Source organism: Arthrobacter sp. UYEF20, assembly GCF_040546335.1.
Lineage (GTDB): Bacteria > Actinomycetota > Actinomycetes > Actinomycetales > Micrococcaceae > Arthrobacter.
The window spans coordinates 14,366-38,781 of the sequence record NZ_JBEPNP010000010.1; the positions used below are offsets into that span (position 1 = coordinate 14,366).

Annotated in this window: 24 protein-coding genes; 7 read left to right on the forward strand and 17 right to left on the reverse strand. The window is 65.0% G+C overall.

Translation table 11 applies throughout. The features are described 5' to 3' along the window. Positions 1–28: 28 nt before the first annotated feature. Complete coding sequence (locus ABIB26_RS12510; RefSeq protein WP_354243369.1) at positions 29–2,011, reverse strand: aconitate hydratase; 1,983 nt, start codon at positions 2,009–2,011, stop codon at positions 29–31. A gap of 184 nt (positions 2,012–2,195) precedes the next feature. Between ABIB26_RS12510 and ABIB26_RS12515 the strand changes: the two genes are divergently transcribed. Continuing rightward, the gene (locus ABIB26_RS12515) at positions 2,196–2,678 is read left to right on the forward strand and encodes a sensor histidine kinase (protein WP_354243372.1); all 483 of its coding nucleotides are present in this window, start codon (positions 2,196–2,198) and stop codon (positions 2,676–2,678) included. On the opposite strand, the gene ABIB26_RS12520 is transcribed toward ABIB26_RS12515, so the two are convergent. Continuing rightward, complete coding sequence (locus tag ABIB26_RS12520; protein ID WP_354243375.1) at positions 2,659–3,267, reverse strand: methyltransferase family protein; 609 nt, start codon at positions 3,265–3,267, stop codon at positions 2,659–2,661. The two genes, ABIB26_RS12515 and ABIB26_RS12520, sit on opposite strands and share 20 nt — an antisense overlap. 113 nt (positions 3,268–3,380) lie before the next feature. Here ABIB26_RS12520 and ABIB26_RS12525 point away from each other — a divergent pair, with 113 nt between their 5' ends. Continuing rightward, on the forward strand, positions 3,381–4,295 hold the full coding sequence (locus ABIB26_RS12525; protein WP_354243378.1) for a ribonuclease Z: 915 nt from the start codon (positions 3,381–3,383) through the stop codon (positions 4,293–4,295). Between the two features lie 12 nt (positions 4,296–4,307). On the opposite strand, the gene ABIB26_RS12530 is transcribed toward ABIB26_RS12525, so the two are convergent. Next, positions 4,308–5,102: a CPBP family glutamic-type intramembrane protease gene (locus ABIB26_RS12530; RefSeq protein ID WP_354243381.1), complete on the reverse strand. Its 795-nt coding sequence runs from the start codon at positions 5,100–5,102 to the stop codon at positions 4,308–4,310. 114 nt (positions 5,103–5,216) lie between these two features. Between ABIB26_RS12530 and ABIB26_RS12535 the strand changes: the two genes are divergently transcribed. Beyond that, positions 5,217–6,167, forward strand: a complete 951-nt coding sequence (locus ABIB26_RS12535) for a hypothetical protein (RefSeq protein WP_354243384.1) — start codon at positions 5,217–5,219, stop codon at positions 6,165–6,167. A gap of 7 nt (positions 6,168–6,174) precedes the next feature. Here the strand turns inward: ABIB26_RS12535 and ABIB26_RS12540 are convergent, their stop codons facing one another. The 10 genes from ABIB26_RS12540 to ABIB26_RS12585 all read right to left on the reverse strand — a co-directional run bounded on the left by ABIB26_RS12540 (position 6,175) and on the right by ABIB26_RS12585 (position 15,619). Then, the gene (locus ABIB26_RS12540; protein WP_354243387.1) at positions 6,175–7,149 is read right to left on the reverse strand and encodes a dienelactone hydrolase family protein; all 975 of its coding nucleotides are present in this window, start codon (positions 7,147–7,149) and stop codon (positions 6,175–6,177) included. Between the two features lie 82 nt (positions 7,150–7,231). Beyond that, entirely contained in the window at positions 7,232–7,558 is a 327-nt protein-coding gene (locus ABIB26_RS12545; RefSeq protein WP_354243390.1) for a hypothetical protein, read from the reverse strand. A gap of 135 nt (positions 7,559–7,693) precedes the next feature. Continuing rightward, positions 7,694–8,479, reverse strand: coding sequence for an amino acid ABC transporter ATP-binding protein (locus ABIB26_RS12550; RefSeq protein WP_354243393.1), 786 nt, complete (start codon positions 8,477–8,479; stop codon positions 7,694–7,696). Then, positions 8,466–9,125, reverse strand: a complete 660-nt coding sequence (locus tag ABIB26_RS12555; protein WP_502913664.1) for an amino acid ABC transporter permease — start codon at positions 9,123–9,125, stop codon at positions 8,466–8,468. The genes ABIB26_RS12550 and ABIB26_RS12555 overlap by 14 nt, the downstream gene beginning before the upstream one ends. 40 nt (positions 9,126–9,165) lie before the next feature. Then, complete coding sequence (locus ABIB26_RS12560; RefSeq protein ID WP_354243399.1) at positions 9,166–9,987, reverse strand: amino acid ABC transporter substrate-binding protein; 822 nt, start codon at positions 9,985–9,987, stop codon at positions 9,166–9,168. A gap of 130 nt (positions 9,988–10,117) precedes the next feature. Next, positions 10,118–10,732 carry a hypothetical protein gene (locus tag ABIB26_RS12565; RefSeq protein WP_354243401.1) on the reverse strand — a complete coding sequence of 205 codons (615 nt, stop codon included), beginning with the start codon at positions 10,730–10,732 and terminating at the stop codon, positions 10,118–10,120. 30 nt (positions 10,733–10,762) lie between these two features. Beyond that, complete coding sequence (locus ABIB26_RS12570) at positions 10,763–12,739, reverse strand: APC family permease (RefSeq protein WP_354243404.1); 1,977 nt, start codon at positions 12,737–12,739, stop codon at positions 10,763–10,765. A 125-nt stretch (positions 12,740–12,864) separates the two neighbouring features. Continuing rightward, positions 12,865–13,656: a hypothetical protein gene (locus tag ABIB26_RS12575; RefSeq protein WP_354243407.1), complete on the reverse strand. Its 792-nt coding sequence runs from the start codon at positions 13,654–13,656 to the stop codon at positions 12,865–12,867. Next, the gene (locus ABIB26_RS12580) at positions 13,646–14,443 is read right to left on the reverse strand and encodes a hypothetical protein (RefSeq protein ID WP_354243410.1); all 798 of its coding nucleotides are present in this window, start codon (positions 14,441–14,443) and stop codon (positions 13,646–13,648) included. Before ABIB26_RS12580 ends, ABIB26_RS12575 begins: the two co-directional genes overlap by 11 nt. A 117-nt stretch (positions 14,444–14,560) precedes the next feature. Continuing rightward, positions 14,561–15,619, reverse strand: a complete 1,059-nt coding sequence (locus ABIB26_RS12585; protein ID WP_354243413.1) for a hypothetical protein — start codon at positions 15,617–15,619, stop codon at positions 14,561–14,563. Between the two features lie 206 nt (positions 15,620–15,825). Here ABIB26_RS12585 and ABIB26_RS12590 point away from each other — a divergent pair, with 206 nt between their 5' ends. Next, positions 15,826–17,973 carry a transglycosylase domain-containing protein gene (locus ABIB26_RS12590; RefSeq protein WP_354243416.1) on the forward strand — a complete coding sequence of 716 codons (2,148 nt, stop codon included), beginning with the start codon at positions 15,826–15,828 and terminating at the stop codon, positions 17,971–17,973. 39 nt (positions 17,974–18,012) lie between these two features. Here the strand turns inward: ABIB26_RS12590 and ABIB26_RS12595 are convergent, their stop codons facing one another. Both ABIB26_RS12595 and ABIB26_RS12600 read right to left on the reverse strand, forming a co-directional pair. Beyond that, a complete protein-coding gene (locus ABIB26_RS12595; RefSeq protein WP_354243418.1) occupies positions 18,013–19,335 on the reverse strand; it encodes a right-handed parallel beta-helix repeat-containing protein in 1,323 nt (440 codons plus the stop codon). 115 nt (positions 19,336–19,450) lie between these two features. Then, positions 19,451–20,470, reverse strand: coding sequence for an LLM class flavin-dependent oxidoreductase (locus tag ABIB26_RS12600; protein WP_354243421.1), 1,020 nt, complete (start codon positions 20,468–20,470; stop codon positions 19,451–19,453). Positions 20,471–20,694: 224 nt separating this feature from the next. On the opposite strand from ABIB26_RS12600, the gene ABIB26_RS12605 reads away from it, so the two are divergent. Then, positions 20,695–21,252, forward strand: a complete 558-nt coding sequence (locus ABIB26_RS12605; RefSeq protein WP_354243423.1) for a hypothetical protein — start codon at positions 20,695–20,697, stop codon at positions 21,250–21,252. A 2-nt stretch (positions 21,253–21,254) separates the two neighbouring features. Next, the gene (locus ABIB26_RS12610) at positions 21,255–21,803 is read left to right on the forward strand and encodes a hypothetical protein (RefSeq protein ID WP_354243425.1); all 549 of its coding nucleotides are present in this window, start codon (positions 21,255–21,257) and stop codon (positions 21,801–21,803) included. On the opposite strand, the gene ABIB26_RS12615 is transcribed toward ABIB26_RS12610, so the two are convergent. Then, on the reverse strand, positions 21,800–22,312 hold the full coding sequence (locus ABIB26_RS12615) for a mycothiol transferase (RefSeq protein WP_354243428.1): 513 nt from the start codon (positions 22,310–22,312) through the stop codon (positions 21,800–21,802). The two genes, ABIB26_RS12610 and ABIB26_RS12615, sit on opposite strands and share 4 nt — an antisense overlap. Positions 22,313–22,588: 276 nt before the next feature. Here ABIB26_RS12615 and ABIB26_RS12620 point away from each other — a divergent pair, with 276 nt between their 5' ends. Beyond that, positions 22,589–23,197: a hypothetical protein gene (locus ABIB26_RS12620; RefSeq protein ID WP_354243430.1), complete on the forward strand. Its 609-nt coding sequence runs from the start codon at positions 22,589–22,591 to the stop codon at positions 23,195–23,197. An 88-nt stretch (positions 23,198–23,285) separates the two neighbouring features. On the opposite strand, the gene ABIB26_RS12625 is transcribed toward ABIB26_RS12620, so the two are convergent. After that, the gene (locus ABIB26_RS12625) at positions 23,286–24,224 is read right to left on the reverse strand and encodes a 5'-3' exonuclease (RefSeq protein WP_354243432.1); all 939 of its coding nucleotides are present in this window, start codon (positions 24,222–24,224) and stop codon (positions 23,286–23,288) included. Between the last annotated feature and the right edge of the window lie 192 nt (positions 24,225–24,416).

Consider the following 24,416-nt stretch of genomic DNA (forward strand, 5'->3'; position numbering starts at 1 on the left):
CAACGCTGTGCAGCCGTCAACAGCGAGTTCAATCCGCGACCTGCTGTGCGGCCCGCGCTCCCCGCTCGCGCAGCCACGGGATCAGGCCACCGGCAAGGAGCATCTCAACCTGACGCGTTGAGAGGGAGTGCCGGACGGCGTAGTCCTCGGTCCGGGTCTCGTTACGCACGCGGATCTCCTTGCCGGTCACGAGTGCGTCGCGCAGGCCTGTCAGCAGGAGCACATCGCCTTGCCGAATGCGGGGGCGATCGGCTGCGTTGGCGAACTCCAGCGCCAGCACCCCGAAATTGGCCAGGTTCTGCCAGTGGATTCGCGCGAAGGATTCGGCCACCACCGCGCGCAGCCCGAGGAACCGTGGGGTGATTGCGGCGTGTTCCCGCGAGGAACCCTGGCCGTAGTTCGCCCCGGCAACCACAATATGGCCGGAAGTCTCCCGGGTTTCCGCGGCCCGGGCAGGATAGGTTTCGTCAATCCGGGCAAAGGTGAATTCGGCTAGCTTCGGGATGTTGCTGCGATATGGCAACGCGCTTGCCCCGGCCTGCAGGATCTCATCCGTGGAGACATCATCACCCAGGACCAGGGCGACCGGTGCCTCAATGCGATCGGCGAGCGGCCCGAACACCGGAAGGGAGGAGATGTTGTCGCCCTTGACCAGTGTCACCCCGGAGGCCTCCTCCGGAGGCAACGGCTCCTCCAGCATCGAGGTGTTCACGCTCGAGACGGCGGGTAATTCCAGCTCGGGATACTCGAGGCCGAACAGCCCCGTCAGGTCCCGCGGGTCGGTGATCGTTCCCGTCAATGCGGCCGCGGCCGCCGTCTCGGGCGAACACAGGTAGACCGAGTCTTCCTGTGTACCGGAACGGCCCGGAAAATTGCGCGGCATGGTGCGCAGGCTGTTGCTCCCATTCGCCGGCGCCTGGCCCATGCCGATGCAGCCCATGCATCCGGTCTGATGCAGCCGGGCGCCGGCGCGGATCAGATCCAAGGTGGCACCCATTTTCGTCAGGTCCTGCAGAATCTGGCGGGAACTCGGGTTGACGTCGAAGGACAGGGCGGGCGGCGACTGCCGTCCCTTGACGATTGCGGCCACAATCGCGAAGTCCCGCAGCCCGGGATTCGCGGATGACCCGATCACCACCTGTGCCACCGGCCTCCCTGCGACCTCCCGCACCGGAACCACGTTGCCCGGCGAACTGGGGAGCGCTATGAGCGGCTCGATCGTGGCGAGGTCGATCTCCTCGGTCACATCGTAGGTGGCATCGGCGTCGGCGAGGAGCTCGGTGAAGTCGCCCTCCCGCTGCTCGGAACGCAGGAAGGCCCGGACCTGTTCATCGGCCGGGAAGACCGTGGTGGTCGCCCCCAGTTCAGCGCCCATGTTGGCGATCACATGCCGGTCCATTGCGGTCAGCGTCGCCAGGCCGGGGCCGAAGTACTCAAGGATCCGATTGACGCCACCATGGACCCCGTGCCGGCGCAGCATTTCGAGAATAACGTCCTTTGCGCTGGTCCACGGCGGCAGGTTACCGGTGAGCCGCACACCCCAGATCTCCGGCATCTTCAGGTACAGCGGCTCACCCGCAATGGCCATGGCCACCTCGGTGCCCCCGACGCCGATTGCGAGCATCCCGAGCGAACCTGCGGCCGGTGTGTGGCTGTCCGAGCCGACCATGGTCTTGCCCGGGACGCCGAACCGCTGCATGTGGGTGGGATGTGACACCCCGTTGCCGGCTTTCGAGAACCACAGGCCAAACCGGCGGCAGGCCGAACGGAGAAAATCATGATCCTCGGCATTCTTGCTGTCGGCCTGCAAGAGGTTGTGGTCAACGTACTGCACGGACACTTCCGTGCGTGCCCGCTCGAGCGCCAGCGCCTCCAGCTCCAGCATCACCATGGTCCCTGTGGCGTCCTGGGTCAGGGTCTGATCGATATGCAAACCAATCTCGGACCCGGGAATCATCTCCCCCGCAACCAAATGGGAGGCGATGAGCTTCTGAGCGACGTTGTATGCCACGGCGAGCTTCCTTACTCGACAGCGCTGCCCAGGGATCTTCGTCGGCAACGAACCCGGCCTCGAGGGCATTCCGCTCATTCAAAAGTAGTCCACTCCCGGCCCGGGCACTAGTGGCCGGCGTCCGGCCGCCTTGTCCTCGGCGTGGCCTCAGAAAATGCCAAGGACGCAGGCGCACAGTGGAAACATGAAATCACTACACAGCGATGAAGTAGTCGCCGTACGTGGCGTCCTCACCGATACCCATCCGGTCGATTTCCATACCCTTGGTGTGGCCGGAGCAATTGACCGACTGGCCCTTCCCCTGCGGGAACGCGGGACCGTGGTGAGTCTGGAAACCCCGCACCATGGGATGGAAGTGGATGGCCGGTCGGCAACGCTTCTGTACAGGGCCGCGCAGGAACTGCTCAGCAATATCTACAAATTCGCCGGCGCGTCGGCGGTGACGGTCCGGCTGGGCTGCGTGAGCCACGCCGACTGCCATGACGTACAGCTCAAAGTCACCGACGACGGTCATGGCTTCGACGTGCCGGCGGCCACCATCGGCAGGCACACCGGCATGGGACTGCGCCTCATGCGCCTCGCCGTCGGCTCTGCCGGCGGTGAGATGACCATTGAGTCGTCCGCGGCGGCAGGGACGTGCGTGACGATCACGCTCCCGCTCGAGTAGACGTTTCCCCGCGTCCGACGTCGCGCCGGCTGCGGCTGAGGGCCTCGCGTGGCGGCTGATCCTGCCGCCAGGGGGCGAGCCGCGGCAGCCACCGCGGGACATTGGCGCGGTAGTCCGCATACTCGGCGCCGAATTTACGTGCCAGCGTCGGCTCCTCATACAGCCTGACGAAGGCCACCACAGGAACGGCGCCCAGCGCCGCCAGGCCGAACAGCTTCGGCTGTCCCAGCAGGAGGCCCTGTCCGGTGACCGCGGCCCCAATGGCCACGTACATGGGGTTCCGCACGAACCTGTAGAACCCGCTAACCACGAGGTTCTTCGGCGGCGCAAAGGGCGCCGGGGTTCCCATTCCCTCAAGGGCGAACCGCACAAAGGAATTGGTGATCACCGCTGCGCCGGCGCCGATCAGCAGGACGCCTGCGCACTGGGCCGCCAGTCCGCCCGGCACGGGCTGCTGCACTTTCCAGCGCGTCCCCACCCACGGCAGCAGACCTGCAACGGTTGCCGGGGCGGCGGCGAACACCGCCGTGCCGACGGCCGCAAGCTTCTTGTCACGCGCTTCACGCGCTGCATCTCCGGACGCTGTCATGGTGACCATTCTGAACCGCGCAACGGCCGGCGACAAGCTCTGCCATACTCCCGGGGCTGGGTATTGAGGGCGGACCGGTCGTGCATCCACCGAACGAGTGGGACACTCGGTTCATGCGCGAACTCGTCGTCCTCGGCACCGCATCCCAGGTCCCGACGCGGACCCGCAACCACAACGGATACCTGCTTCGTTGGGACGGTGAGGGCCTGCTCTTCGACCCGGGGGAAGGCACCCAGCGGCAGATGATCCACGCCGGCGTCGCGGCCTCGGAGATCACCCGTATCTGCATCACCCATGTCCACGGTGACCACTGCTTTGGGCTGCCCGGCGTGCTTTCGCGGATGGCCCTCGACCGTGTGACGCATCCCGTCCGTCTGCACTATCCCGCCTCCGGCGAGGACATCATCTGGGCGCTAGTTGGCGTCGCCTCCCCCGGAATTGACCTGCGACTCTATCCGCACGGGGAGGCCGGCCCAATCGCGCCCGGCCTGGAAGTGCGGCCCCTGCACCACCGCATCGAGACATACGGCTATCGGCTGGTCGAGCCCGACGGCCGCACCCTCCTGCCGGACCGGCTGGCGGCCGCCGGGATCGCGGGGCCCGACGTCGGCCGCCTTCAGCACGAGGGAAGCCTGCACGGTGTGCGCCTTGAGGACGTGAGCGTGCCGCGGCCCGGCCAGCGCTTCGCCTTCGTCATGGACACGGCGCCATGTCCGGGCGCCGAGGAACTCGCCGACGGCGTCGACCTGCTTGTGGCCGAGTCCACCTTCGGTGACGAGGACGCCCACCTCGCGGCGCAGTTCCGTCACCTGACGGCCGGACAGGCCGGCGCCATGGCGGCCGACGGCGGTGTGGGCACCCTCGTCCTCACGCACTTCTCGTCGCGCTATCCGGACGTGGGCCCTCTCGCCGAACAGGCCAGGGCCCGCGCCGGCGGGGCGGCCGTCGTGGCTGCGAACGATCTTGACCGGATCGCGTTCCCCAACCGGCGGCCAGGTTCCCAGCCTGGGGGCGAAGTCGTTGGATAGTCGCCCCGTCCCTCAGTAGATGAAGATGTTGATCCAGGACCGGTTGTGGGCGTGGATCAGGACCAGGAAAAGCACCAGGTCGAAGAGCAGGTGGACGCACACGATGTAGGACAGGGATTTCGTCCGCGTGAAAAGGAGAGCCTGGACCATGGCGAAGGGGAAGATGAACAACGGCGCCCAGGCGCGGAAACCCAGTTCCCACAGAAACGAAGTGAACAGGACGGCCTGCAGCGCGACGGCCTGCGCAACGGGCAGATGCCGGCGCAGGAGCGCAAAGACGGTGCAGATGAAAAACAGCTCGTCCCAGATCCCCAGCACATTGGTACCCAGAAAGAGCCGGAAGATTCCTTCCGGGTCCGAGACCGCGGGCCAGTTGCGGTAGACGCCCGTAGTGACCATGTACGCCGGAAGCAGCGCGTAGCCGATGACGACGACGGCCGGCAGGTACCATTTCTCCGCCCGCGTCCACGCCTGCCCGGTACGCACGGGAAACCTGACCGCACGGTCCTTGAAAACAAAGCGCGAAACCGAGTACGGAACTCCCACGGCCAGGATCATGGCCGAACCCATGACCAACATGTGCCCCGTGCTGATATCGGTGGTGATCGGGACTAAGCTCATCGCCACGAGCCCGGCCGCGATGAGGGCCAGATCCCGCAGGAGCCCCCAACTGCTGAACCCCGCCAGCAAGAGCGCGACGGCGAGAAGGCCAAAGCCGGCGATGTCCTGTTCCAGCACGAACAGGACAAAACCCGAGAAGGACACCAGCGCCGGGGAAATCAGCTCCAGGGTATTTCCGTGCCGCATGTTGGGGCCGTCCTGCCAGTCCGTGACGCTGCCAGTATGCGTGCCGGTCCGGCAACAGGCAAGGAGCCTGAGGAGCCCTGACCCGGGAGGATCCCCCACGACTAGAATTTTGTTATGTCCATGCACGCCTTGCGCGGGACTCTGCTGCTGATGGCCCTCGTCGCGGCATTCACGGCGCTGCCGCCGGCCGCCCACGGCGCTGCCCAGGAAACCGCACCGTGCGCGAAGCTGACGGCCCGCGAGGTGAAGTTTTCTGCCGGTGACGCCAGCCGGGTTGTCTTCGTCACCGCCACGGACTTCACGCAGAACGCCGTACTGATCACAGGATGTGTCAGGGGCGCCGACGGGTACACGCAGGAGTGGCAGGCGACGGGTTTTATCGGAGAGAACGGCTTCGCCCCGGAAGGCTCGCTGAGGGAACGTGAGTACCGGTCACCGACAGGCTCGTTCACGGCGACGGAGGCGCTCGGTCTTGCCGATCCGGGGACCAGGCTGACGTATCACGTGGTCAATCCGAGGTCGCGCTGGGGTGGCCCGGGAAGCCCCACGTACAACGGCTACCTGGAGGGCGGGTCGCCCGCGGACGAGAACCTCTGGTACTGGGCAAATCAGGGCACCTACGCCCAGGCCGCCGTCATCAACTACAACCGCCTCCCGGACACTCCTCCCGTGCCCGGTGCCGACTACGCGATCTTCTTCGGCGCGGGAAACAGGGTTTCGGGAGGGTGTGTGTCGACCACACTGGAAACGTCCACGCAGGTGGTGAAAACGCTGGTGCCGGGAGACAGATTCATCATGGGCGTGGTCAGCGACGTCTTCCTTCCTGCCGCGCCCGGCGTTGCGGCACCGCCCACATCTTCAACAGCCACGCCTTCACCAGCCACACCTTCAACAGCCACGCCGGTTGGTCCCTCCCCCGCGGTGTCCGAGGCCAGGAGCGCCCCGACGCAAGAAACGGGCGGCGGAGACCTCCTCCCCTTGGGGATACTGCTGGTCGCCGCCGGCGGCACTGCCGTGTTCGTCTTCTTCGTGCTGAGACGGCAGGAGAAAGGCCGGCGGTCGTAGGGCGCCGTCAGACGTACTGTCCGAACCAGGCCAGCGTGTCGTTCCAGGCTGCCGTGGCCTGCGCCTCAACGTAGCGGTCTCCCGTGTCATTATGGAACGCGTGGTCGACGCCGGGATAAACGGTGAGCTTGTGGCGGACAACGGCGGCGGCCAGGGCCGCCTCGAGGGCCGGCATGGCGCCGGTGATCCGCTGGTCGAGTTCGGCGTAGACGCCGAGGACCGCCGCCTTGATGGCGGGGACCTTGGACAGGTCGGGAGAGGGCCCGTAAAACGCCGATGTGGCCTTCAGCCCGGGCAGTTCCGTCGCCGCCTGCCAGGTGATGCCGCCGCCAAAGCAGTAGCCGTTCATCGCGATCCGCCCGGAGTCAACGAAGTCCTGGGACTTCAAGTAATCGAAAGCTGCGGCGAAATCGGAAACGTGGCGTTCCGCTCCGGCCTTGGTCAGCGCCCCGGGGACGGCATCCCGGTCCAGGGCCTCCGTGCCGCCCTCCCTGCTCAGCAGGTCCAGCGCGAGGGCCGAATATCCGGCCTGGGCGAAGCGGCGTGCCACGTCCTTAATGTGCGGGGTCAGCCCACGGTTCTCGTGGCAGACCAGCACGGCGGGGCCCTTGGTACTCCCCTCCGGCCGTGCCAGGTAGGCGCTGATGTCGACGCCGCTGGCGGGGAACTTGACCGTGGAAGTCACCAGCCCTGATGCGCCCTCGGGAATGGAAAGCGGGCTCTTGGCCCCTGGTACGGCGCCGCCGGTTGCCGCGGCGGTTGCGGCGGGCGAGGACGGATTGGGGGTCGGCATGGGTTCGGTGCCGCGCGGAACTTCATCCGGCGTGCAGCCGACCAGCAGCATCGCGCTCGCGGCTGCCGCCATGCTGCCCGTGATGAACGCGACGCGCCGCGTGAACGTGCGCTGCGTCATGGCGCCGGCGCGGTAATCGTCGAAGAATTCCTCGATCAGGTACTTCTCAAACTTGCCAAGCTGGGTCACAATGCCTCCTGGAGTTTGCCGCATATCCTCCTCCGAAGTCCGCAGAGCGGCAAGAGGCGCCGTGTGATCGGCAGACCCTGATTCAAACCAGGGTGTGTGTTGCCGCGCCCTGTGCTTCCTGGTAATTCTCCTCGTGCCTTTCTTCGTTCAGTTCGTCGTACGGCAGCCCTCCCGGGAGTGAGCCTTTGTCCAGCCCGAGCAGGATGAGGTGGCGCAACGGCGGCGGCCCGAGCAGGATGATGTGGCGCAACGGCGGCAGCCCGTCTGCAGCGGCAGCCGCCGCGGCCGGTGCCGGATACGTGATCCGGGCACTCGCCATCTCGTCAATCCCGGACGCGCCGGCCGCCCCAAGGAGGGCAACGGCCATGACCGCGAGTCCCGGCACCAGGAACTTGTTCCACATTTGCATCGATCTCCTCCCAACCGTCATTCGACCAATCGTGGTCCACCCGCATTGGTACGGGGTCGGAGACTTCTAGGGATTGGCTGTGAAAGCCCGGCGACGGCGTGAGCTGCTGCCGTGCGGGCAAAACGCAAACGACCCTTAGAACGGGTTCAGCAGCCGGTCCACGAACTGACGGGTGCGTTCCTCCCGCGGGTCGCGCAGCACGGTGTCCGGGTGCCCGCGTTCGACGACGACGCCTCCGTCCATGAAGATGACCTCGTCGGCAACCTGCCGGGCGAAGGCAAGCTCGTGGGTGACCACCACCATGGTCCAGCCCTCGTCCGCCAGCTCCTTGATGGCCGTGAGGACCTCACCCACCAACTCCGGGTCCAGTGCCGACGTCGGCTCATCAAAAAGCAACAGCTGCGGGCGCAGGGCAAGTGCACGGACGATGCCGACACGCTGCTGTTGCCCACCCGAGAGCTCGAAGGGATAGCTGTTCTCCTTGTCGGCCAGGCCGACGCGGGCCAGTAGCTCCCTGGCCTCTTTCAGAGCCTCGGCCTTGGGCCTCTTCTGCACCTGGACCGGGCCCTCGATGACGTTCTCCAGGGCCGTCTTGTGCGGAAAGAGATTGTAGTGCTGAAATACCATGGCGCTGCGGTCCCTCAGGGCGGACAGCTGCTTCTTCGACACCGGTGCGGAGAAGTCGGCGGTGAGGTCGCCTTCGAACGCCACCACGCCGGCGTCGGGCACTTCCAGCCCGTTGAGGCACCGCAGGACCGTCGTCTTGCCTGACCCCGACGGCCCGATCAAGGTGACCACCTCGCCCCGACGGACGTCCAGGTCGATGGATTTCAGCACTTCATGCCGGCCGAACGCCTTGCGCAATCCCCGTACGGTGAGTATCGCGGCGGCGTCCGGGAGCGTGGAGTCAGTGAGCGACATAGCGGTCCAATCTCTTCTCCAGGACGGATTGTCCGCCGGCGAGGACCAGGCAGATGATCCAGTAGATGACGGCCGCCTCCAGATACAGCAGCATGAACTCCTGGCTGAAGGCGGCCACCTGCTGCGCCTGGCGGAAAAGCTCGGTCACGAGGATCAGGGAAGCCAGCGACGTGTCCTTGACCAGGCTGATGAAGGTGTTGGACAGGGGCGGGACCGAGACGCGCGCGGCCTGCGGCAGGATGATCCGGACCAGTGACTGCCGGCGCGACATGCCGATGGTGTGTCCCGCCTCCCACTGCCCCTTGGGCACAGACAAGATAGCGGCCCGAATGACCTCTGCCGCGTAACCTCCCACGTTCAGTGAGAAGGCGATGATCGCACTGGGCCATGGGCTGATGGTCAGTCCGATGGAAGGCAGTCCATAGAAAATGACGAACAGTTGGACCAGGAGGGGCGTGCCGCGGATGACTGAAATATAGATCCGGGCGACCGCGGCGAAGACGGGAGTGCGGCTCAGCCGCATGAGGGCTATCAGCAGGGCCAGCAGCAGGCCAAGGCCGAAGGACGCCAGCGCCAAGGGAACAGTGCCCGTGACCGCGCCTATCAGGATGGGTCCCAGCGACCCCCACACCAGATCCCAGTTGATGGTCATCTAACGCAGCCTTCTCCGACGGGCCCGCACTCCCCTACTTCGAGACGTCAGCGTCGAAGTACTTCTGGGAAATTTTGCTCAGGGTGCCGTCGGTCTGCAACTCGCCGAGGGCCTTGTTGACGGCCTCCGCCAGGCTGGTTGATCCCTTGCGGAAGGCGAAGGCGCTCAGCGACTTGTCCGTGGTTTCGGCGGCAATCTTGATGCTGCTGTCATGTTCGGTCTTCTGGTGGTCCAGGTACGTCAGCTTGTCGTTGATGGTGGCGTCGACGCGCCCCTGCTTGAGCAGCGTGATCGCCTGCGCCCATCCCTCCACGGCCTCCACATTGGCGCCGCTTTGTTGCGCCAGCTTGTACCAGTTGCTGGTCAGCGACTGCGCTGTGGTCTTGCCCTTGAGGCCGTCGAAGGAGCTGATGCCGTTGTTGTCTGCCTTGGTGACAATCACGCCTGTGCTCACGGTGTAGGGCGCCGAGAATTGGTACTTCGCCTTGCGTTCGTCGGTGATCGAAACCTGGTTGGCGACGACGTCGAACCGCTTGGCGTCCAGGCCGGCAAAGAGGGCGTCGAACTGCGTTTCCTGGAAGGCCGGCTTGACGCCCAGCTTGGCAGCGACGGCCGTGATGATCTCCACGTCATATCCGGTCAGTTCACCGCTGCCGTTGGCGTGGAAGGTAAAGGGTTTGTAGGTGCCCTCCGTGCCGATCTTGAGCGTGCCTGCACTCGTGACGTCTGTCAAAGACGTGTCCGCGCCGGCCGCCGGCGCCGAGCTGGACGGAGCGGTGGACCCCGACCCGCAGCCGGCCAGGGCCAGTGCTGCAGCTGCAATGAGACCGATAGCGGAAAGTCGTGTGCGCTTCATGATGGTCCTTCGTCGTGGAGCCGGAAGGGGCTCGCCCGCTGCGCCGCATGGCGGCAGTCCACTAGCGACGATAGCAAGATCTCCCCTCGGCGAACACTGCACGGTGCCTGCCCTTGTCCGCGGCCGGCATTCACCGGGTCCCGGCAGGCATTTCTTCGTAGGTGATGTATCCGGTCCGGTCCGGCAGGAACCGGTGCCTTCGGTGCCGCACCGGGCGGTAGGTGTGGCCGAGGGGGTCCTTGACCCTGATGCCGTCCAACTGGGCCTCGGCGGCCAGACGCTGGTCAACGTCCCACAGGCTTGACCGGCGGACGGTGATGCCGGCGATGTCAAAGGTCCACGGACCGGGGGCCCGGCTGTAGCCCTGACTGAGTTCGAGGGTTTCGAACAGGCCGGACACCAACGCGTTGAGCATAGCGGGGTACCGGCGCCGCAGCCGGTGTTCTTCCGGATGGATCTCCCGCGCGTCCGTCAATGCCCGGAGCAGCCAGTGAAACTCGACCGGACCGTGGTCCTTCCCAAGAATGAGGTGACGGTTCCGGTCCAGGGCGAGATCATAGGACTTGCCGCTGCGGTCGAGGATGCACGCCGCTTCCGCCACGTATTCGAAGGCCGCAACGAGGTCTTGTTCGGACGGGTAATACGAAAACGCGCCGCTGTCGTCGACGGCGACGAAATCCCGGGGACCGTTGACAGGTGCCGGTCCGCGGGGCTGGTCCGGTTGCGATCGGGACGTGGCATCCATGACGGTTCCTGCTTCACTTCCGCGGGCGGCTCAGCCGACGTGGACCCAGGGCCGTTTGGTGACATCGGGTTCGGCTTCGCGCAGCACTTCGCGGGTGACGGGGGCGATCTCGCCTTCGCCCAGGAACAGGAAACGCAGCAGGTTGGTGACTGGGTTTCCCTCGGTCCAGCGGAAGTAGATGTGCGGCATCAGCCCGGTCACGTCCCGGATGTGCAGCGGTACCGAGGCGATCGTGTTCGGCACCACGGGTCCGTGCACCTCCAGGATCTGGTAGCCGTGCCGGTGGATGCCGTGGACCTCCAGCGCCGTTTCAAAGTCGGAGGAATCATCCACGATGACTTCCAGGAACAGCGTCCGGTAATCCAGGGGCAGGTGGCCCACCTCGATGGCGGACGTCAACTTGTCCCGGTAGGCCTGCGGACTCAGGCGCAGGGGTTCGTGAGCGATGATGGCGATGGGTCCGTCCAGGTTGGAGGACATGAATTCCAGCGCCTGCCGGTCGAGGTGGACGTGGGTGGCGTGCAGCTCGAAGGAACGCAGGATCCGGGAGAGCAGCGAGATCACAATGATGCCCACAATGAAGAATGAGGCGATCCGGATGCCTTCGGGCCGTTCAAAGATGTTGGCCACGGTGGTGTAGATGAACACCACGGCGATCACCCCGAATCCGACGGTCCGCTTGGGTTGTTGCTGGCGGCGCGCCGAGAGGGTTACGGCCACTGCAGCCGAGGTCATGAGCACCAGGACGCCGGTGGCATACGCGCCGCCCTGGGCATCGACGTCGGCGTTGAACAGGTAGGTGATCAGGAACCCGACGGCGGTGAACACGAGCACCAGAGGGCGCACTGCCCTGGCCCATTCAGGGGCCATGCCGTAACGGGGCAGGTACCGCGGGACGAGGTTCAGCAGTCCGGCCATCGCGGAGGCACCGGCGAACCAGAGAATGGCGATGGTGCTGATGTCATAGGCGGTGCCGAAACCGGGCCCAAGGTATTCGTGGGCCAGGAACGCCAGGGCGCGGCCGTTGGCTTGTCCGCCGGGCTGGAATTCCTGCTCCGGGATGAGCACCACGGTGGTGAAGCTGGTGGTTATCAGGAACGCACTCATGATGACGGCCGCCGTCGTCAGCAGCCTGCGGGCCCCGTGGATCCGGCCGGCCGGATTCTCCTCGGTGTCGCTGGGCCATCCCTTGATCTGCGGCATCACGGCCACGCCGGTCTCGAAGCCGGACAGGCCCAGGGCCAGCTTGGGGAAGACGAGCAGCGCGATGCCGACCACCATGAACGGATTCCCGTGCGAGGTGGACAGTGCGTGCCACCAGTCCCCCACGGCAAGCGGGTGGGCGAACACTTCACCGATGGTCGCGACGACCACCACCACATTCAACCCCAGGTAGATGCCGACCAGGACCACCGCTACCCCGATGGCCTCCTTGAATCCGCGGAGGAAAACGGCGGCAAGCATGGCGAGCAGGAACAGCGTAATCAGGACGTTTTGACCTTGCAGCCAGGCCGGGGCAAAGGGGTTCTGGATGGCGTGTGCCGTGGCGTCTGCGGCTGACAAGGTCATGGTGATCATGAAGTCCGTGGCGGCGAACCCCAGCAGGACCAGGACAAAGAGCTTGCCGCTCCAGCGCGGCAGGAGACGCTCAAGCATGGCGATGGACCCCTCGCCACGGTGGCTTTCGCCGGCAACCCTGCGGTAGACCGGCAGGGCGCCCAAAAGCGTGACGGCAACCAGCACCATGGTGGCCAGAGGGGAGATCACCCCCGCAGCGAGGGCCGCGATAGCCGGCTGGTACCCCAGAGTGGAGAAGTAGTCGACGCCGGTCAGGCACATCACTTGCCACCACGAATGCCTCTTCAGATGGACGTCGCCCACGGCACCGGGGCCTTGATGAGTCCCCTTGGCGTCCTGCAGGCCGAACAGGAGCCAGCTCCTGAATTTGTCCGCCGTCCCGGGGCGTGGTGCCGAGGGATCGGCCGGCGGCCTGCTGAGCGTGGTCATGAGTGCCTTTCACGCGCGGTGTCCAGCACCGCGATCACTACCCAAGGTAACAACGGCCAGCCGCTTTGCTCCCGCCCCAGCATCAATCCTTACGGATCCTTAACGGCGCAGACCTTCAGCCCGTGTCAGAACGGGCGGGGCTGACCGATGCGGTAGGAGACTGTGTTCTTGAATTGCCGGGCAAGCCGGTTATTGCCCATCGAGCGAGCCTCATCAGTGACAGCCACGGGTATGAACCGCGTGTCAGGAAATTCGGCCAGATCGGCCAAGTACTCAACGTGTACCTGGTAGGGAGAGTGGAACCGGATCGGCGTCACGGTGGTGTTGTAACCCCAGAGCGTTCCGAAGTCGAAGTAGCCCGATCCGTGCCGGTAGTACCAGTCGCCTTCGCCGAGGATGGGATCGATAGCCCCACCGGTCTGGTGGCTGGTCTCCCAGCCGTATTTGTATTGCCAATGGTGCCAGCCCTCATGCACCATCACGCCGGCCCGATTGGCGGGGGTGTCGCTGGTGCGGCCGAAGTCGAAGACCCCGCACTTGAAGTTGATTCGGTCGCGCGCCAGAAACCGTCCGGTGTCCGAACTAGCTTCCGCGTTGGGGTCGTTGATGAAACGCGTGTAGAACGGGCCGTGGTAGCGGTTGTCGGCCGCCAGGGCGGCGTTAAGGTAATCGTCGCGGGCGTGCCATTGTGGGATGTACTCGTCGCGCAGCGCATAGGCCAGCAGGAAGATCGAATTGATCATCTTGCCGTAGGGCAGCGAGCCCCGCCAGGGCTCGCTGGCGCCGGCACCATTCCACGAGTCGTCAGTGAGGTCGAAAGCCGCGCGAGCCCAGGCGAAAAACTCCGGCCACTGGCTCGGCACTGGAATCAGCCGGTTCATCGCGAGATCGGATGTCCCCATGCCGTCAACGCACATCTTTGGCCCCTAAATCGCTCGCTTCGCCGTGCGAATCACCTGTGGATCCGGGAAGTTCCACCCGTGCACCGAACTCAGCATCGTGTCGCTCCATGGCCTCGTCGAACGCGGCCGCCTCACCCCCGGACCAGCGGCGGGGCAACCCAACTGCCCAGCGGTCATCCTCCCGGACCATGCGCCGCAGCTCGTCAAGGGTTTCGGGAGCGTCATTGCCGGCGTAGGCAAAGGCATCGATGGTGGCGACGCGCACGTCGACCAGTTGGTGCTCCCGCAGAATCCGCCGGACACCCTCGACGTCGCGCCCGGCAGTCACAAACACCAGCATCTCCGCGGCACGCGCCTGCAGGACACCACCGGGATACCAAACCGATTTGTCCTCCCCGGACACATCAGCGGCGGGGCCGTGAACTTCGCCGTCGTCCAGCCACACGAACCGCTCGAGCGGTCCGCGTGACGACTCGTGACCCAGCTCCCCGATGACCGCAAGGATCATCAGGTGCCGCACGGTATCCTGCACCGGCAGCTCAAACAGCGCCTGATGAAGCAGGTCAGCCACGCTGCTCCGCCCGTCGAACCCGGCGATCGTCTCCTTGATCAGACCGCGTTGCCCAGTCGGTGTGAACGCGACCGCGTTCAGGAAGCGGTCGAGCTCCTCGCGGTCTCTCGGCGGGGGCAACGGGAGCGTGGGGCTCTCGACCTCCTCGGGCTTCAACTCGAGGCCAGGTTCTCGCAACTGAAGCGGCGGAAGGTGCAGGCCAGCAGCATCGTCGGCGGTCATGGCGTTCATTATGATCCTTTGCCACTCTCCGGACCAGAGGCCGACGGTTAGCCACACATCCTTGCATGCGTCAGGCGCGGACGCAGAGTGAACCGCTTGCCATCCGCCCAGAGAGTCCGATTCCCGTCACCGCACCGAAGTCGGGCTTTGGGCGCTCCCCGAGTTCCACGAGCTGACGAAGGCCAGGCCCGCAGCCAATCCCGCACTCAGGACAACTGCCCCCAGCCACATCGACACGGGCCATTCAATCCCTGCGGCCAGGGCGATGCCGACCAGCTGGCCCGTCCAGATAAGCGCCGCCAGCAGTGCGGTGACGGCCGGCCGGCGGGCCAGCCACGGCAGCGCCCAGCGGGCGAGCAGCACGTCCGCCACGACGGCGGCTATCGTGGCCCCTGCCGCCCCGGCAGCCGCCGCAGGGCGGAGCCCCGACATGGCCAGGGGCAGCCACGCAACCACAGCGACCAGCATGGTGGCGATGCCGTGAGGCGGCCGTCGGGCTCCGGAGAGGGTGTAAAGGAAGGCTGCGATGATCAGCGCCGTGGTCACGAGGTAGCTGGCCATTCCGAGGGCTGCGGGCATCTCCGCCTGGGTGCGGCCGGGACTCCCGATCGACGTCGGGATATATGGGACTGCCGGCGGGGTCCGGACGAACGCCGAGCAGTAGATGAGGAAGAAGGCGCCCAGCCCGGCCATCAGGACCACAGCGAGTACCGCCGGTGGTGTCCATTCGAAGGCGTCTGATCGGCCGGCGGCCCGTGCACTGCGGATGCCGGTTCCGAGGATGAGGAAGAGACTGAACCCCAGCAGCAAGTGGGTGGGGCTCACCAGCGCATCGAGCGAGGTTTCGATGCCCAGTATCTCGTGCCATGCCAGATCCAGAACGCCCGCGACGGCGAAGAGGGCCAGTCCGACGACCGTGCCCAGGTAGCCGGCCGGAATGGCCCGGGCAAGCGGCTGCCCGGGCTCACGGTTCCTCCAGATCACGTTGGCCGTCCACGCGGCAGTGGCCACGAGGCCCGAATAGAGGGCCGCATGCCAGGGGGTGAAGAAAGTTTCCAGCCCGGGAAGGTGCAGATGTGCCCAGCCGTCCAGGAAGACGGCCAGGAGGAGCCAGATGCCCAGCAACTCTGTCACCAGATCGCGCCCTACGCCGGCCCTGCGAGTCCGTGCCGCCGTGTCAACCATGGTCGTTCTCCTCGCACTCCAGATTCCGCCGTCGGCGCTGCCGTACAGCCGGGTACCGGCCGGGCGCCGACTAGTTAAAGCTTGGACCTCTGGGTGTTCAACCGCCAGTGCCACGCCTCGGACCCAATCCACCCTGCCATCTGGCCCATAGGTGGCCTTCCGGCGTATTCTGAACACATATTTCGAGCGTGATAGCTGGACAGAAAATGGCGTCGAAGAACCGAAAAGGATCTCGTCTGGTCGCGGCCTTTTGGAGGGTCATCGGATTCTTTACGGTGAGCGCGATCTGCGGCGTTCTGGCCGCCAGCCTAGTGGTCCCCGGTGTGGCCGCTGCCGGCGTCGCCGTCCGTAATTCGATCATATTCTTCAACAGCCTCCCCTCTGAGCTGACGGTCGGTACGCCGTCGCAGTCAACCAAGGTGCTGAGCGCGGACGGGAAGACGATCGCCACCTTTTACGCGGAGAACCGCGTGAAGGTCGGGCTGGACCAGATGTCCCCGTTCATCAAGGACGCCATAGTCGCCATCGAGGACAGCCGCTTCTACGAGCACGGAGGGGTGGACCCGCAGGGGATTCTCCGGGCGCTAACGTCGAACCTGACCAGCGGCGGCCAGCAGGGCGCATCCACGCTGACCCAGCAATACGTCACCAATGTGCTCAACGAGTCGCTGCTGTCGGCGGACCGGGGCGATCAGGTCATCCTCAGCGGGCAGAAGAGTGTCGGCGTCAAAGTGCGCGAAATGAAGCTCGCCATCGAACTGGAGAAGAAGTACACCAAGGAGCAGATCCTCGAGGGCTATCTCAACATCGTGTTTTTCAACCGGGACGCCTACGGCATTGAGGCCGCGGCGCACCACTTCTTCAGCACAACCGCCAAGGATCTCACCCTGCCGCAGGCCGCCCTGCTTGCCGGCTTGGTGAACAGCCCCAGTTTCTACGATCCCGCCGTCCACCCGGAAAACTCCATCCAGCGACGCAACCAGGTCCTGGCCAAAATGCTCAGCGAGGGCAAGATTACGCAAGCTGAGCATGACGCCGCCGTCGCCACCGGAGTGGACCTCAAGATCACCCAGGGGCAGCAGGGTTGCGCCGCTGCGGAAATAGCACCGTATTTCTGCGACTATGTCTCGCACCTCATCCTCAACAACCCGGCGTACGGCGTCGACCCGGCCGACCGCGAGAAATTGCTGTACCGCGGCGGTCTGACCATCACCACCACACTGGACAGCAGGCTGCAGGTTCCCGCGCAGGCACAGGTCGATGCCACGGCCGGGGCCAACCCGGACAAGTGGGGGGCTTCCCTGGTCTCGATCCAGCCCGGCACAGGCAAAATCCTGGCCATGGCGCAGAACACGGTGTTTCTTCCCGCACCCGGGAAGTTCGACACGCAGCTGAACTTCAACGTCGATTCCAAGGACGCCACCGGCAGCGACCTGAACGGCGCCGGCGGGTTCCAGCCCGGGTCCACAATGAAACCGTTCACGTTTGCGGAATGGCTCAATGAGGGCAAAAGCATTACCGCCGAGCTGGACGCCTCCCGGCGGACCTATCCGCTGGACTTTCCCTGGAAGTCCAGCTGCGGAAAGGTCCTCGGCGCTTACGCTACGGCGCAGAAAGCCCTCGGCGCCGCGGACGACCTCCAGAACAACGATGAGGGCTATTACCGCAAGATGCCCGTCAACTACGGGCTCTACAACTCCATCAACACGGCAACCTTCGCCGAGGCCGCCCAACTGGATTTCTGCGGCATCCAGAAAATGGTGGACGCCGTGGGGCTCCACAGCGGCGTGGATAACGCCCCGGTGAACATGCACCAGCTGGGCAACCTGCTGGGTGCCATCGGCGTGGCGCCGCTCCACCTGGCCAACGCGTTCGCCACGTTCGCCAATGACGGCAAGTACTGCGCCCCGATCGCCATTGTGGACGTGACCGATGCGGCGGGGCGGAAGCTTCCGGCCGAGACCAGCAACTGCCGCGACGCCGTCAAGCCCGAGGTTGCCCGCGGCGTGAACTCCGTGCTCCAGGACGTGCTGAAACGGGGGTCCGGTGTCTACATCGAGCCCAAGGTCCAGGACAAGGTTCCGGTGGCGGCAAAGACCGGCACCTCCAACAACAACGGCGCAACCTGGGTGGCCGGCTACACCACCGGCCTTGCAACTGCTTCCTTCTTCGGGGACACCCTGGAAGGTCAGAGCCGGCCCGGCCAGAACGTCACCATCAACGGCAAGTTCTACAAGGGCATCGACGGTTACATGCTCGCGGGCCCACAGTGGGCGAACTACATGGTGCAGGTCGCCGGACTCTACCCGGCTGCAGCGTTCCCGCCGCCACCCGAGTCCATGACCAAGCCCTGATCCATCCGATGGTGACCGGGGTGCGTCGGCGGCAGGATGTCAGCAGTTGGGCGAGTCGAATTCGTAGGTCCCCGAATCGGCAGCGGCCGTTCCGGTGCAGTCCCCGTTCTGGGGCACTGCCCGTCCGTCCAGGTCCAGAGTGGAAAAGCTGGTTCCGGCGCGGTCGATTGCCGGACTGGTGCTGGTCAGGTGGAGATCGGTCGGTGCGTTCGCAAAACCTGCCGGCGCGGTAGTGGACGTGCTGTTCGGCACGAAGTTGATCGGTCCGTTGAGGACATTCTGCTTTTCGGTCCAGCCGGAGCCGTTGATCCACAGGGAGTTCTTGACGCCTACCAGGATGTTGGCCCGGATCACCGTCGATGAAGGGCAGCTCGCATGGCAGACAATGGCCTGGGACTGCGTACCGTTCAGATAAACGGTGTTGAACTCAAAAATAGTGCCGTTCGTGGGCCCAAACGAGGTCCCTGATCCACGGGCGATCAAGCCCTTGGCCTCGGAGCAATTGGCGCCACAGGTTGAACGGATCAGGTTGTAGCGAAAGGTGTTCCCGTCCGCAGTTCCTGAGGACCTGCCAATCTCGGAGAAGGCGTTGTTGTCCAGCGCCACATTGTGATGAATGTTGTTCCGGTTGCCGTTGTAGATTTCGAAAGCACCGCCGTCGAGGCCGTAATCAAAGGAAGTCGCGCTCGAGCCGCTTACCGTATTGGCAGAAAGCTCGTTGTCATTGCCGTTGATCAGCACGCCAAAAGCGCCAGAGTCGTCACTGCAGTTCACCGCCTGAGAAGTTCCGCAATTCGTGCCCCGCGTATTCACATTCATAATGTTGTTGTTCGTCACCGTATTACCGGTGTATTTTCCGAAGTCAGACCCGGTTCCCGCCTTGATCCCCACCGCATTGCTGGAGGCGCTGGAGTTCCGGACGGTGTTGCGGTCGCCTGTGACGCTGATGCCTGCGTAGCCGCAGGAGACACCGCGCAGTCCGTCAACAATGGTGTAGTTGCCGTTGATCCTGATGCAGTTTCCCGACTTACCGCCGGTAATCGTCGGAGAATTGCCGCTTCCGTAGCCATTCAAGGTGATGGGAGCGGTGGAAGTCCCGCTCTGGGTGGTCACAAGGCCTCCGGTCCAAGCGTCGCCCCTGCGGAAACTGACGGTGTCGCCGGGGGTGAGGACGATGGAATTAACCTTTGACAAAGACTTCCACGGCGCCGAGCTTGAGGTTCCCGAATTGCTGTCGCTCCCCGCGGCACTGACATAGTACGTGGTACCCGCAGCCGAGGCCGGAGCCGAGATTCCTGCAACCAACCCGCTGACCATGAGGAAGGTCACGAGTACGGCCGCAGTGGGCGATTTGATCAACATGTCCGTTTCTCCATGGCCAATGCTCCTTGAGTTGGAAGACCTGCGTTCAGTCCCGGCTTGTCGGCTGAATCTAGTGCGGGCCGGTCTCCATGTCCAGACCCAGGTCCAGACTGCGTCAATCCCATCCCAAGGAGGGGCGGAGGTCGCGAGAAATCGACTCGAGAAGCCGGACGTTGAAGTCCACGCCCAGCTGATTCGGGACGGTGACCAGCAATGTGTCCGCCGCGGCCACGGCCGCGTCCCGGGAGAGCTCCTCGACGAGCTGCTCGGGTTCACCGACGTAGCTGCGCCCGAAGCGGGCCAGCCCGCCGTCGAGGTAGCCCACCTGGTCCCGCGCGTCGGCCTGCGCGCGCAGCCCGAAGTAGCGACGGGACTCGTCATCGATCAGCGGAACGATGCTTCGCGAGACGGACACCCGGGGAATGTGCCGGTGGCCAGCCGCGGCCCAGGCGTCCCGGTAGCCGGCAATTTGTTCGGCCTGCAGCTGGTCGAAGGGAACCCCGGTGTCCTCCGTCAGCAGGGTCGACGACATGAGGTTCATGCCCTGGTGTCCGGCCCAGCGGGCGCTGGCCCGATTTCCGGCGCCCCACCAGATTCGCTCGGGAAGCGTTGGTGACAGCGGCTGAATCGGGACCAGCCCGGCGTGCCCGCTGACTTGCGGATTGGCGCGCGCGACGCCCGCACCGGAGATGGCGGTCCGGAAGTGCGCAGTGTGACGGCGGGCCATGTCGGCGTCGGACTCGCCCTCGGCCGGGAGGTGCCCGAAGGCTTCGTAGCCAGCCACCACCGACTCGGGCGAACCACGGCTGACCCCGAGCTGCAGACGTCCGCCGCTGATGAGGTCGACGGCGGCGGCCTCCTCAGCCATGTAGAGCGGGTTCTCATAGCGCATGTCAATGACGCCGGTCCCAATCTCGATGCGGGAGGTGCGTGCCGCTATCGCGGCGAGCAGCGGGAACGGCGAGGTCTGCTGCTCGGCGAAGTGGTGAACGCGGAAGTACGCTCCGTCGACGCCGACTTCCTCCGCGGCCACGGCCAGCTCGATCGCCTGCAGGAGGGAGTCCTGCGCGGAACGCACGAGCGAACCCGGGACGTCACGCCAGTGGCCGAAGGACAGAAATCCGATTCGTTTCATAGGTACCCACACTTTCACAAACATCGTTGACCGACGCCGGCAGAGGAATGGTGAAGGGCGTCGTGACGGACCTAGATCCCCCGGCACGGCGAACTGACGCAAGCAGTTCGTCCGGGTTCACGTCCGGACTCTATGCCATCTGCCTCGGAGCCTCTATTCTCTTGCCATGAGAGATGGGGGCAGTTTTTGGCCAGGGAAAGAGCGTCACCGCGTGCGGGTGGCTCATGATTACCAATAGCACCCCGTCCCAGGACAACTACGACGCCTTCCTGTCGAGGCTTGACGCCGCCACTGCAAGCCTGAGCACGCGGGCCGGGTCCCTGGACAAGGCACTGGCTGCCGTCTCGTTGCTCTTGGGACCCTATGAATCCGCCGTCCGGAAATGGGAACGACGGCGTCTCCACGTCAGTGAGCAGCTATCCCGGCACTCCGGGTCGCCGCAGACGTACACCACCCTCAGGGAACTCCACGACGTGGCACTGAAGATGGAATCGATGCTCCGCGGCCGTGCCCAGCGCGTCACGGAAAAGTTGTCGGTCATGCAAGGCCGTCGCGAGGCCATCGACAAGTCACTGCTGGAGCTTGAGCTGAGCAGAATCAAACTGAATTCGTCCCGGATGCTGTCACAGGACCGCGAAAGGCTGAGCGGCATCTTTTCTGAACTCGCCGGCTCCACCGTTGCCACGGGAACCATTCCCGACATGGGTCTGCTGAGCGATCTCAAGGAAGCACGCGAGGCAATCGTCCTGGCTGAAGCGCTCATGGAAGTGAAGGGGTACTAATCATGGAAATTTCAAGGCGCGATCAGCCCCGTCAGGACACCGTCGCTCTTGTTCGTTGGTCAAAGAAACCAGGCGAAAACCCCGTTATCAAGTTCATCATGTCCAGTATCTTTGGATTGATCCTGTGCCTGTTTCTGATGATCATCCTGCCCGGCCTCAGAAGTTTCGGTGCCGTGGTTTTGTTCACTTTCTTCTTCGCCGCGATTCTCACGGCGCCCGCGGTCTCGGCCAAGAGAAGATTCATGCGGGGGCTGACCAAGAGGATCAATGACACCATCGCCGAGGTAACGAGCAGCCCAGGCGACCACTTGTCGGTCAAGCAATTCCGGAACATGGCCAAGAGCGGCGAGAAGCTTCCGCTCCTTGTCAGCGGGGTGCCCGGGTTGAACCTGCATGCGGCTCGGGCTTCAACGCTGGAGAAGAATGCCCCCGAGAAATGGGTTGCGGTCTTTACCGTAATCCCTCCGGACAACGGGACCGCCAGCTTCGATCGCTTGCTCGCCGCGGCAACTAACGCCGGCCCCGATACCACCAGCACCAATGCTGCCTAGCTTCCGGGCGCGGGATTCAAGCCCTTGGCGTACGCGGCCTGCCCCACGTGCTGGAGGCAATCAGCAATCGTGCTGACCAGCCGTACCCCGAGCGTGACGGGCGGGTCCCATCGGGTGTCGACGATGCGGTCGAAGTCCTCATCGCCGAGGGTTGTCAGGAACGCCACGGTCTGCCGATGAACGGCGTCGTAGTATTCGAGCAAGAGCTCCGGCGGTGCCTTCACGGCGTCGACCTGCCCGGTCGAATGGCCGTAGCCGGTGTCGCGTCCGGGCAGCTGCAAGTCGAAGCGGCCAACAAACCCCTGCGAGGTCCACACCTGTTCCAGGCCGGCGGCAGAGGCGAGCTGCGCGTCCTCCACCCGGCTGAGGTGCCAGATTAGCCACGCAATCGAGTTTCCGTTACCGGAGGGCCTACGGACCAGAGCCTCGCCGTCGATTACTTCAAGAACGGCGTCCACGGTGTCACGGATCCGGCCGAAGGCGTCCAGAAGCAGTTCGTTGGCTTTCATCGAGTCTCCTCACGGCACCTTTTCTCTGGGCCCCATGCTTGCATGGAAGCCGCACCAGTGGATAGGGCACTACTCCGTCTTCACGCTCGACTGAAAGTTTCTCGACTACAACTTGTGAGGAGCTGCAGTTCCACATGATAGATAGATACAGGAGAATGCCACTGGCGCCAGCGCTGTCTGACGTTCATTACGTACGGACGGAATAAGTCAGTCACCGGCGCAGGTTGTGCTGATGAACGGACCCAGTCGCCCTACAGGAAGCATCCAGCCACCACCATGAACACTTCACCCACGAACTCTCTGTCCGGACTGCTGGCTGACGCTGACGCCGCTGGACATGACCACGCGGCCACGGAGAAGAACAGCGGCCTGCAGCACATCCACAACCACGCCACCGGGGCGATTGTATGGTTTCCCACCTGGCAGAAGTTCCGCCTGACCAGCGACTGGGCGGGTGCCGTCGCGGAGCAGGAAGCCCGCCTCGATGCGGCCACGGCAGAAGGAACGTCCCTCCAGGACGCAGCCGCCGCGTTGCTGGCGGACCGGCTTGAGTCCCTGCTGGAACGGGCTGCGGAGGCCGCCGACGCCAACATTTTTGTGCAGGACAACCTCACGCTCCACCTGACCGAGACCTGGGCCATCGCCGATGCAGTGGCGCGGAAATCCGGTGTTGAGCTCCCCGCGGGGACGCAACCTGCCGCCTTTTCGGGCTACTCCTATCAGGTGTACGCCCAGGACGGCGGGGCTTTCGCCACGGCGCTCTGGAATGACGTGATCGACGCCCGGCGCCACCGTGCCCTCACCGATGAGGCCGCCCGCAAGGCCCTGAAACCGGTATCCCGCAAGGCGCTGAAGAACGCAGCACGGAAGGCCGCGCGGCGCTAGCACCACGGATGAGCGCCTGACAACGAACGACGGCGGCCGACCGGCACTTTGCCGGCCAGCCGCCGTCGTGATGCAGGGATTCACCTGCTCAGTGACGAAGCTCGAGCGCTTCGAGCAGTCGCCCGACCGAGCCGCCGAGGTTCCACTCGGAGGCGAGGCGCTCGAGTTCGGCGCGCGAATCGCCAACCACAGGGTGCAGCAGCGCGCCCGCCTCCTCGAGTGTCGGCAGCGCGAGGTCGCGCACGATCTTCACCACCGTGGGCGCGACCGCGAGGTAGTCCGTGGCCGCGGCGAGCTTCGACCGCACGGAGGCGGACAGCCCGCTACCCGCATCCGCCGCCGCCGCGAGCAGCCCGTCGAGCGTGCCGTACTCTCCGAGCAGCGACGCGGCCGTCTTCTCACCGATGCCGGCCACGCCCGGAAGCCCGTCGGAGGCGTCGCCGCGGAGGGTCGCGTAGTCGGCGTACTGCTCGGGCAGCACGCGGTACTTGCCGACGACGACGGCGTCCGTCATGACTTCGAGGTTCTTCATGCCGCGCGCGGTGTAGATCACCCGCACCTGGCGGGCGTCGTCGACGACCTGGAAGAGATCGCGGTCGCCCGTCACCACGTCGACCGGAAGCTCCGCGTGGCTGGCGTAGGTGCCGACGACGTCGTCGGCCTCGTGGTCCGCAGCCCCCACGACGGCGACGCCGGCGAGGCCGAGCACCCGGCGGATCATCGGAATCTGCGCCTCGAGGGCGTCCGGCACAACCTCCACGTCGGGGGCGCCCGCCACCACCTCCGCGACCCGGTGCGACTTGTAGCTCGGAATGAGGTCCACCCGCCACTGCGGACGCCAATCGTCGTCCCAGCACGCAACGAGATGCGTCGCGCCGTAGTCGGTGGTGAGCCGCGCGATCATGTCGAGCAGCCCGCGAACGGCGTTCACCGGCGTGCCGTCGGCGCGACGGATCGTGTCCGGCACGCCGTAGAAGGCGCGAAAGTACAGCGACGCAGTGTCGAGCAGCATCAGGCGGCGGGGCATCACTGATCCTGACAATTACATCTGCGCTTGCTGTGCCGCGGCCACCACTGCCATCACCAGCGACCCGACAGCCAACCGGTTCAACGGCCTCACGGGTGTATTACCTTGAGTGCTTTGCACGGACATGTTCTCCCCCAGCTCTTGTTCGTGCCACCGAGTCTACGACGCGCTGGTGCCCGGCCCCACTGGTCT

Bases quoted from the DNA above. Each gene is read 5' to 3' on its own strand.
- ABIB26_RS12515 (WP_354243372.1), top strand. From the start codon at position 2,196: ATGAAATCACTACACAGCGATGAAGTAGTCGCCGTACGTGGCGTCCTC.
- ABIB26_RS12520 (WP_354243375.1), bottom strand. From the start codon at position 3,267: ATGACAGCGTCCGGAGATGCAGCGCGTGAAGCGCGTGACAAGAAGCTT.
- ABIB26_RS12525 (WP_354243378.1), top strand. From the start codon at position 3,381: ATGCGCGAACTCGTCGTCCTCGGCACCGCATCCCAGGTCCCGACGCGG.
- ABIB26_RS12530 (WP_354243381.1), bottom strand. From the start codon at position 5,102: ATGCGGCACGGAAATACCCTGGAGCTGATTTCCCCGGCGCTGGTGTCC.
- ABIB26_RS12535 (WP_354243384.1), top strand. From the start codon at position 5,217: ATGTCCATGCACGCCTTGCGCGGGACTCTGCTGCTGATGGCCCTCGTC.
- ABIB26_RS12545 (WP_354243390.1), bottom strand. From the start codon at position 7,558: ATGCAAATGTGGAACAAGTTCCTGGTGCCGGGACTCGCGGTCATGGCC.
- ABIB26_RS12550 (WP_354243393.1), bottom strand. From the start codon at position 8,479: ATGTCGCTCACTGACTCCACGCTCCCGGACGCCGCCGCGATACTCACC.
- ABIB26_RS12560 (WP_354243399.1), bottom strand. From the start codon at position 9,987: ATGAAGCGCACACGACTTTCCGCTATCGGTCTCATTGCAGCTGCAGCA.
- ABIB26_RS12565 (WP_354243401.1), bottom strand. From the start codon at position 10,732: ATGGATGCCACGTCCCGATCGCAACCGGACCAGCCCCGCGGACCGGCA.
- ABIB26_RS12570 (WP_354243404.1), bottom strand. From the start codon at position 12,739: ATGACCACGCTCAGCAGGCCGCCGGCCGATCCCTCGGCACCACGCCCC.
- ABIB26_RS12575 (WP_354243407.1), bottom strand. From the start codon at position 13,656: ATGTGCGTTGACGGCATGGGGACATCCGATCTCGCGATGAACCGGCTG.
- ABIB26_RS12580 (WP_354243410.1), bottom strand. From the start codon at position 14,443: ATGAACGCCATGACCGCCGACGATGCTGCTGGCCTGCACCTTCCGCCG.
- ABIB26_RS12585 (WP_354243413.1), bottom strand. From the start codon at position 15,619: ATGGTTGACACGGCGGCACGGACTCGCAGGGCCGGCGTAGGGCGCGAT.
- ABIB26_RS12590 (WP_354243416.1), top strand. From the start codon at position 15,826: ATGGCGTCGAAGAACCGAAAAGGATCTCGTCTGGTCGCGGCCTTTTGG.
- ABIB26_RS12595 (WP_354243418.1), bottom strand. From the start codon at position 19,335: ATGTTGATCAAATCGCCCACTGCGGCCGTACTCGTGACCTTCCTCATG.
- ABIB26_RS12600 (WP_354243421.1), bottom strand. From the start codon at position 20,470: ATGAAACGAATCGGATTTCTGTCCTTCGGCCACTGGCGTGACGTCCCG.
- ABIB26_RS12605 (WP_354243423.1), top strand. From the start codon at position 20,695: ATGATTACCAATAGCACCCCGTCCCAGGACAACTACGACGCCTTCCTG.
- ABIB26_RS12610 (WP_354243425.1), top strand. From the start codon at position 21,255: ATGGAAATTTCAAGGCGCGATCAGCCCCGTCAGGACACCGTCGCTCTT.
- ABIB26_RS12615 (WP_354243428.1), bottom strand. From the start codon at position 22,312: ATGAAAGCCAACGAACTGCTTCTGGACGCCTTCGGCCGGATCCGTGAC.
- ABIB26_RS12620 (WP_354243430.1), top strand. From the start codon at position 22,589: ATGAACACTTCACCCACGAACTCTCTGTCCGGACTGCTGGCTGACGCT.
- ABIB26_RS12625 (WP_354243432.1), bottom strand. From the start codon at position 24,224: ATGCCCCGCCGCCTGATGCTGCTCGACACTGCGTCGCTGTACTTTCGC.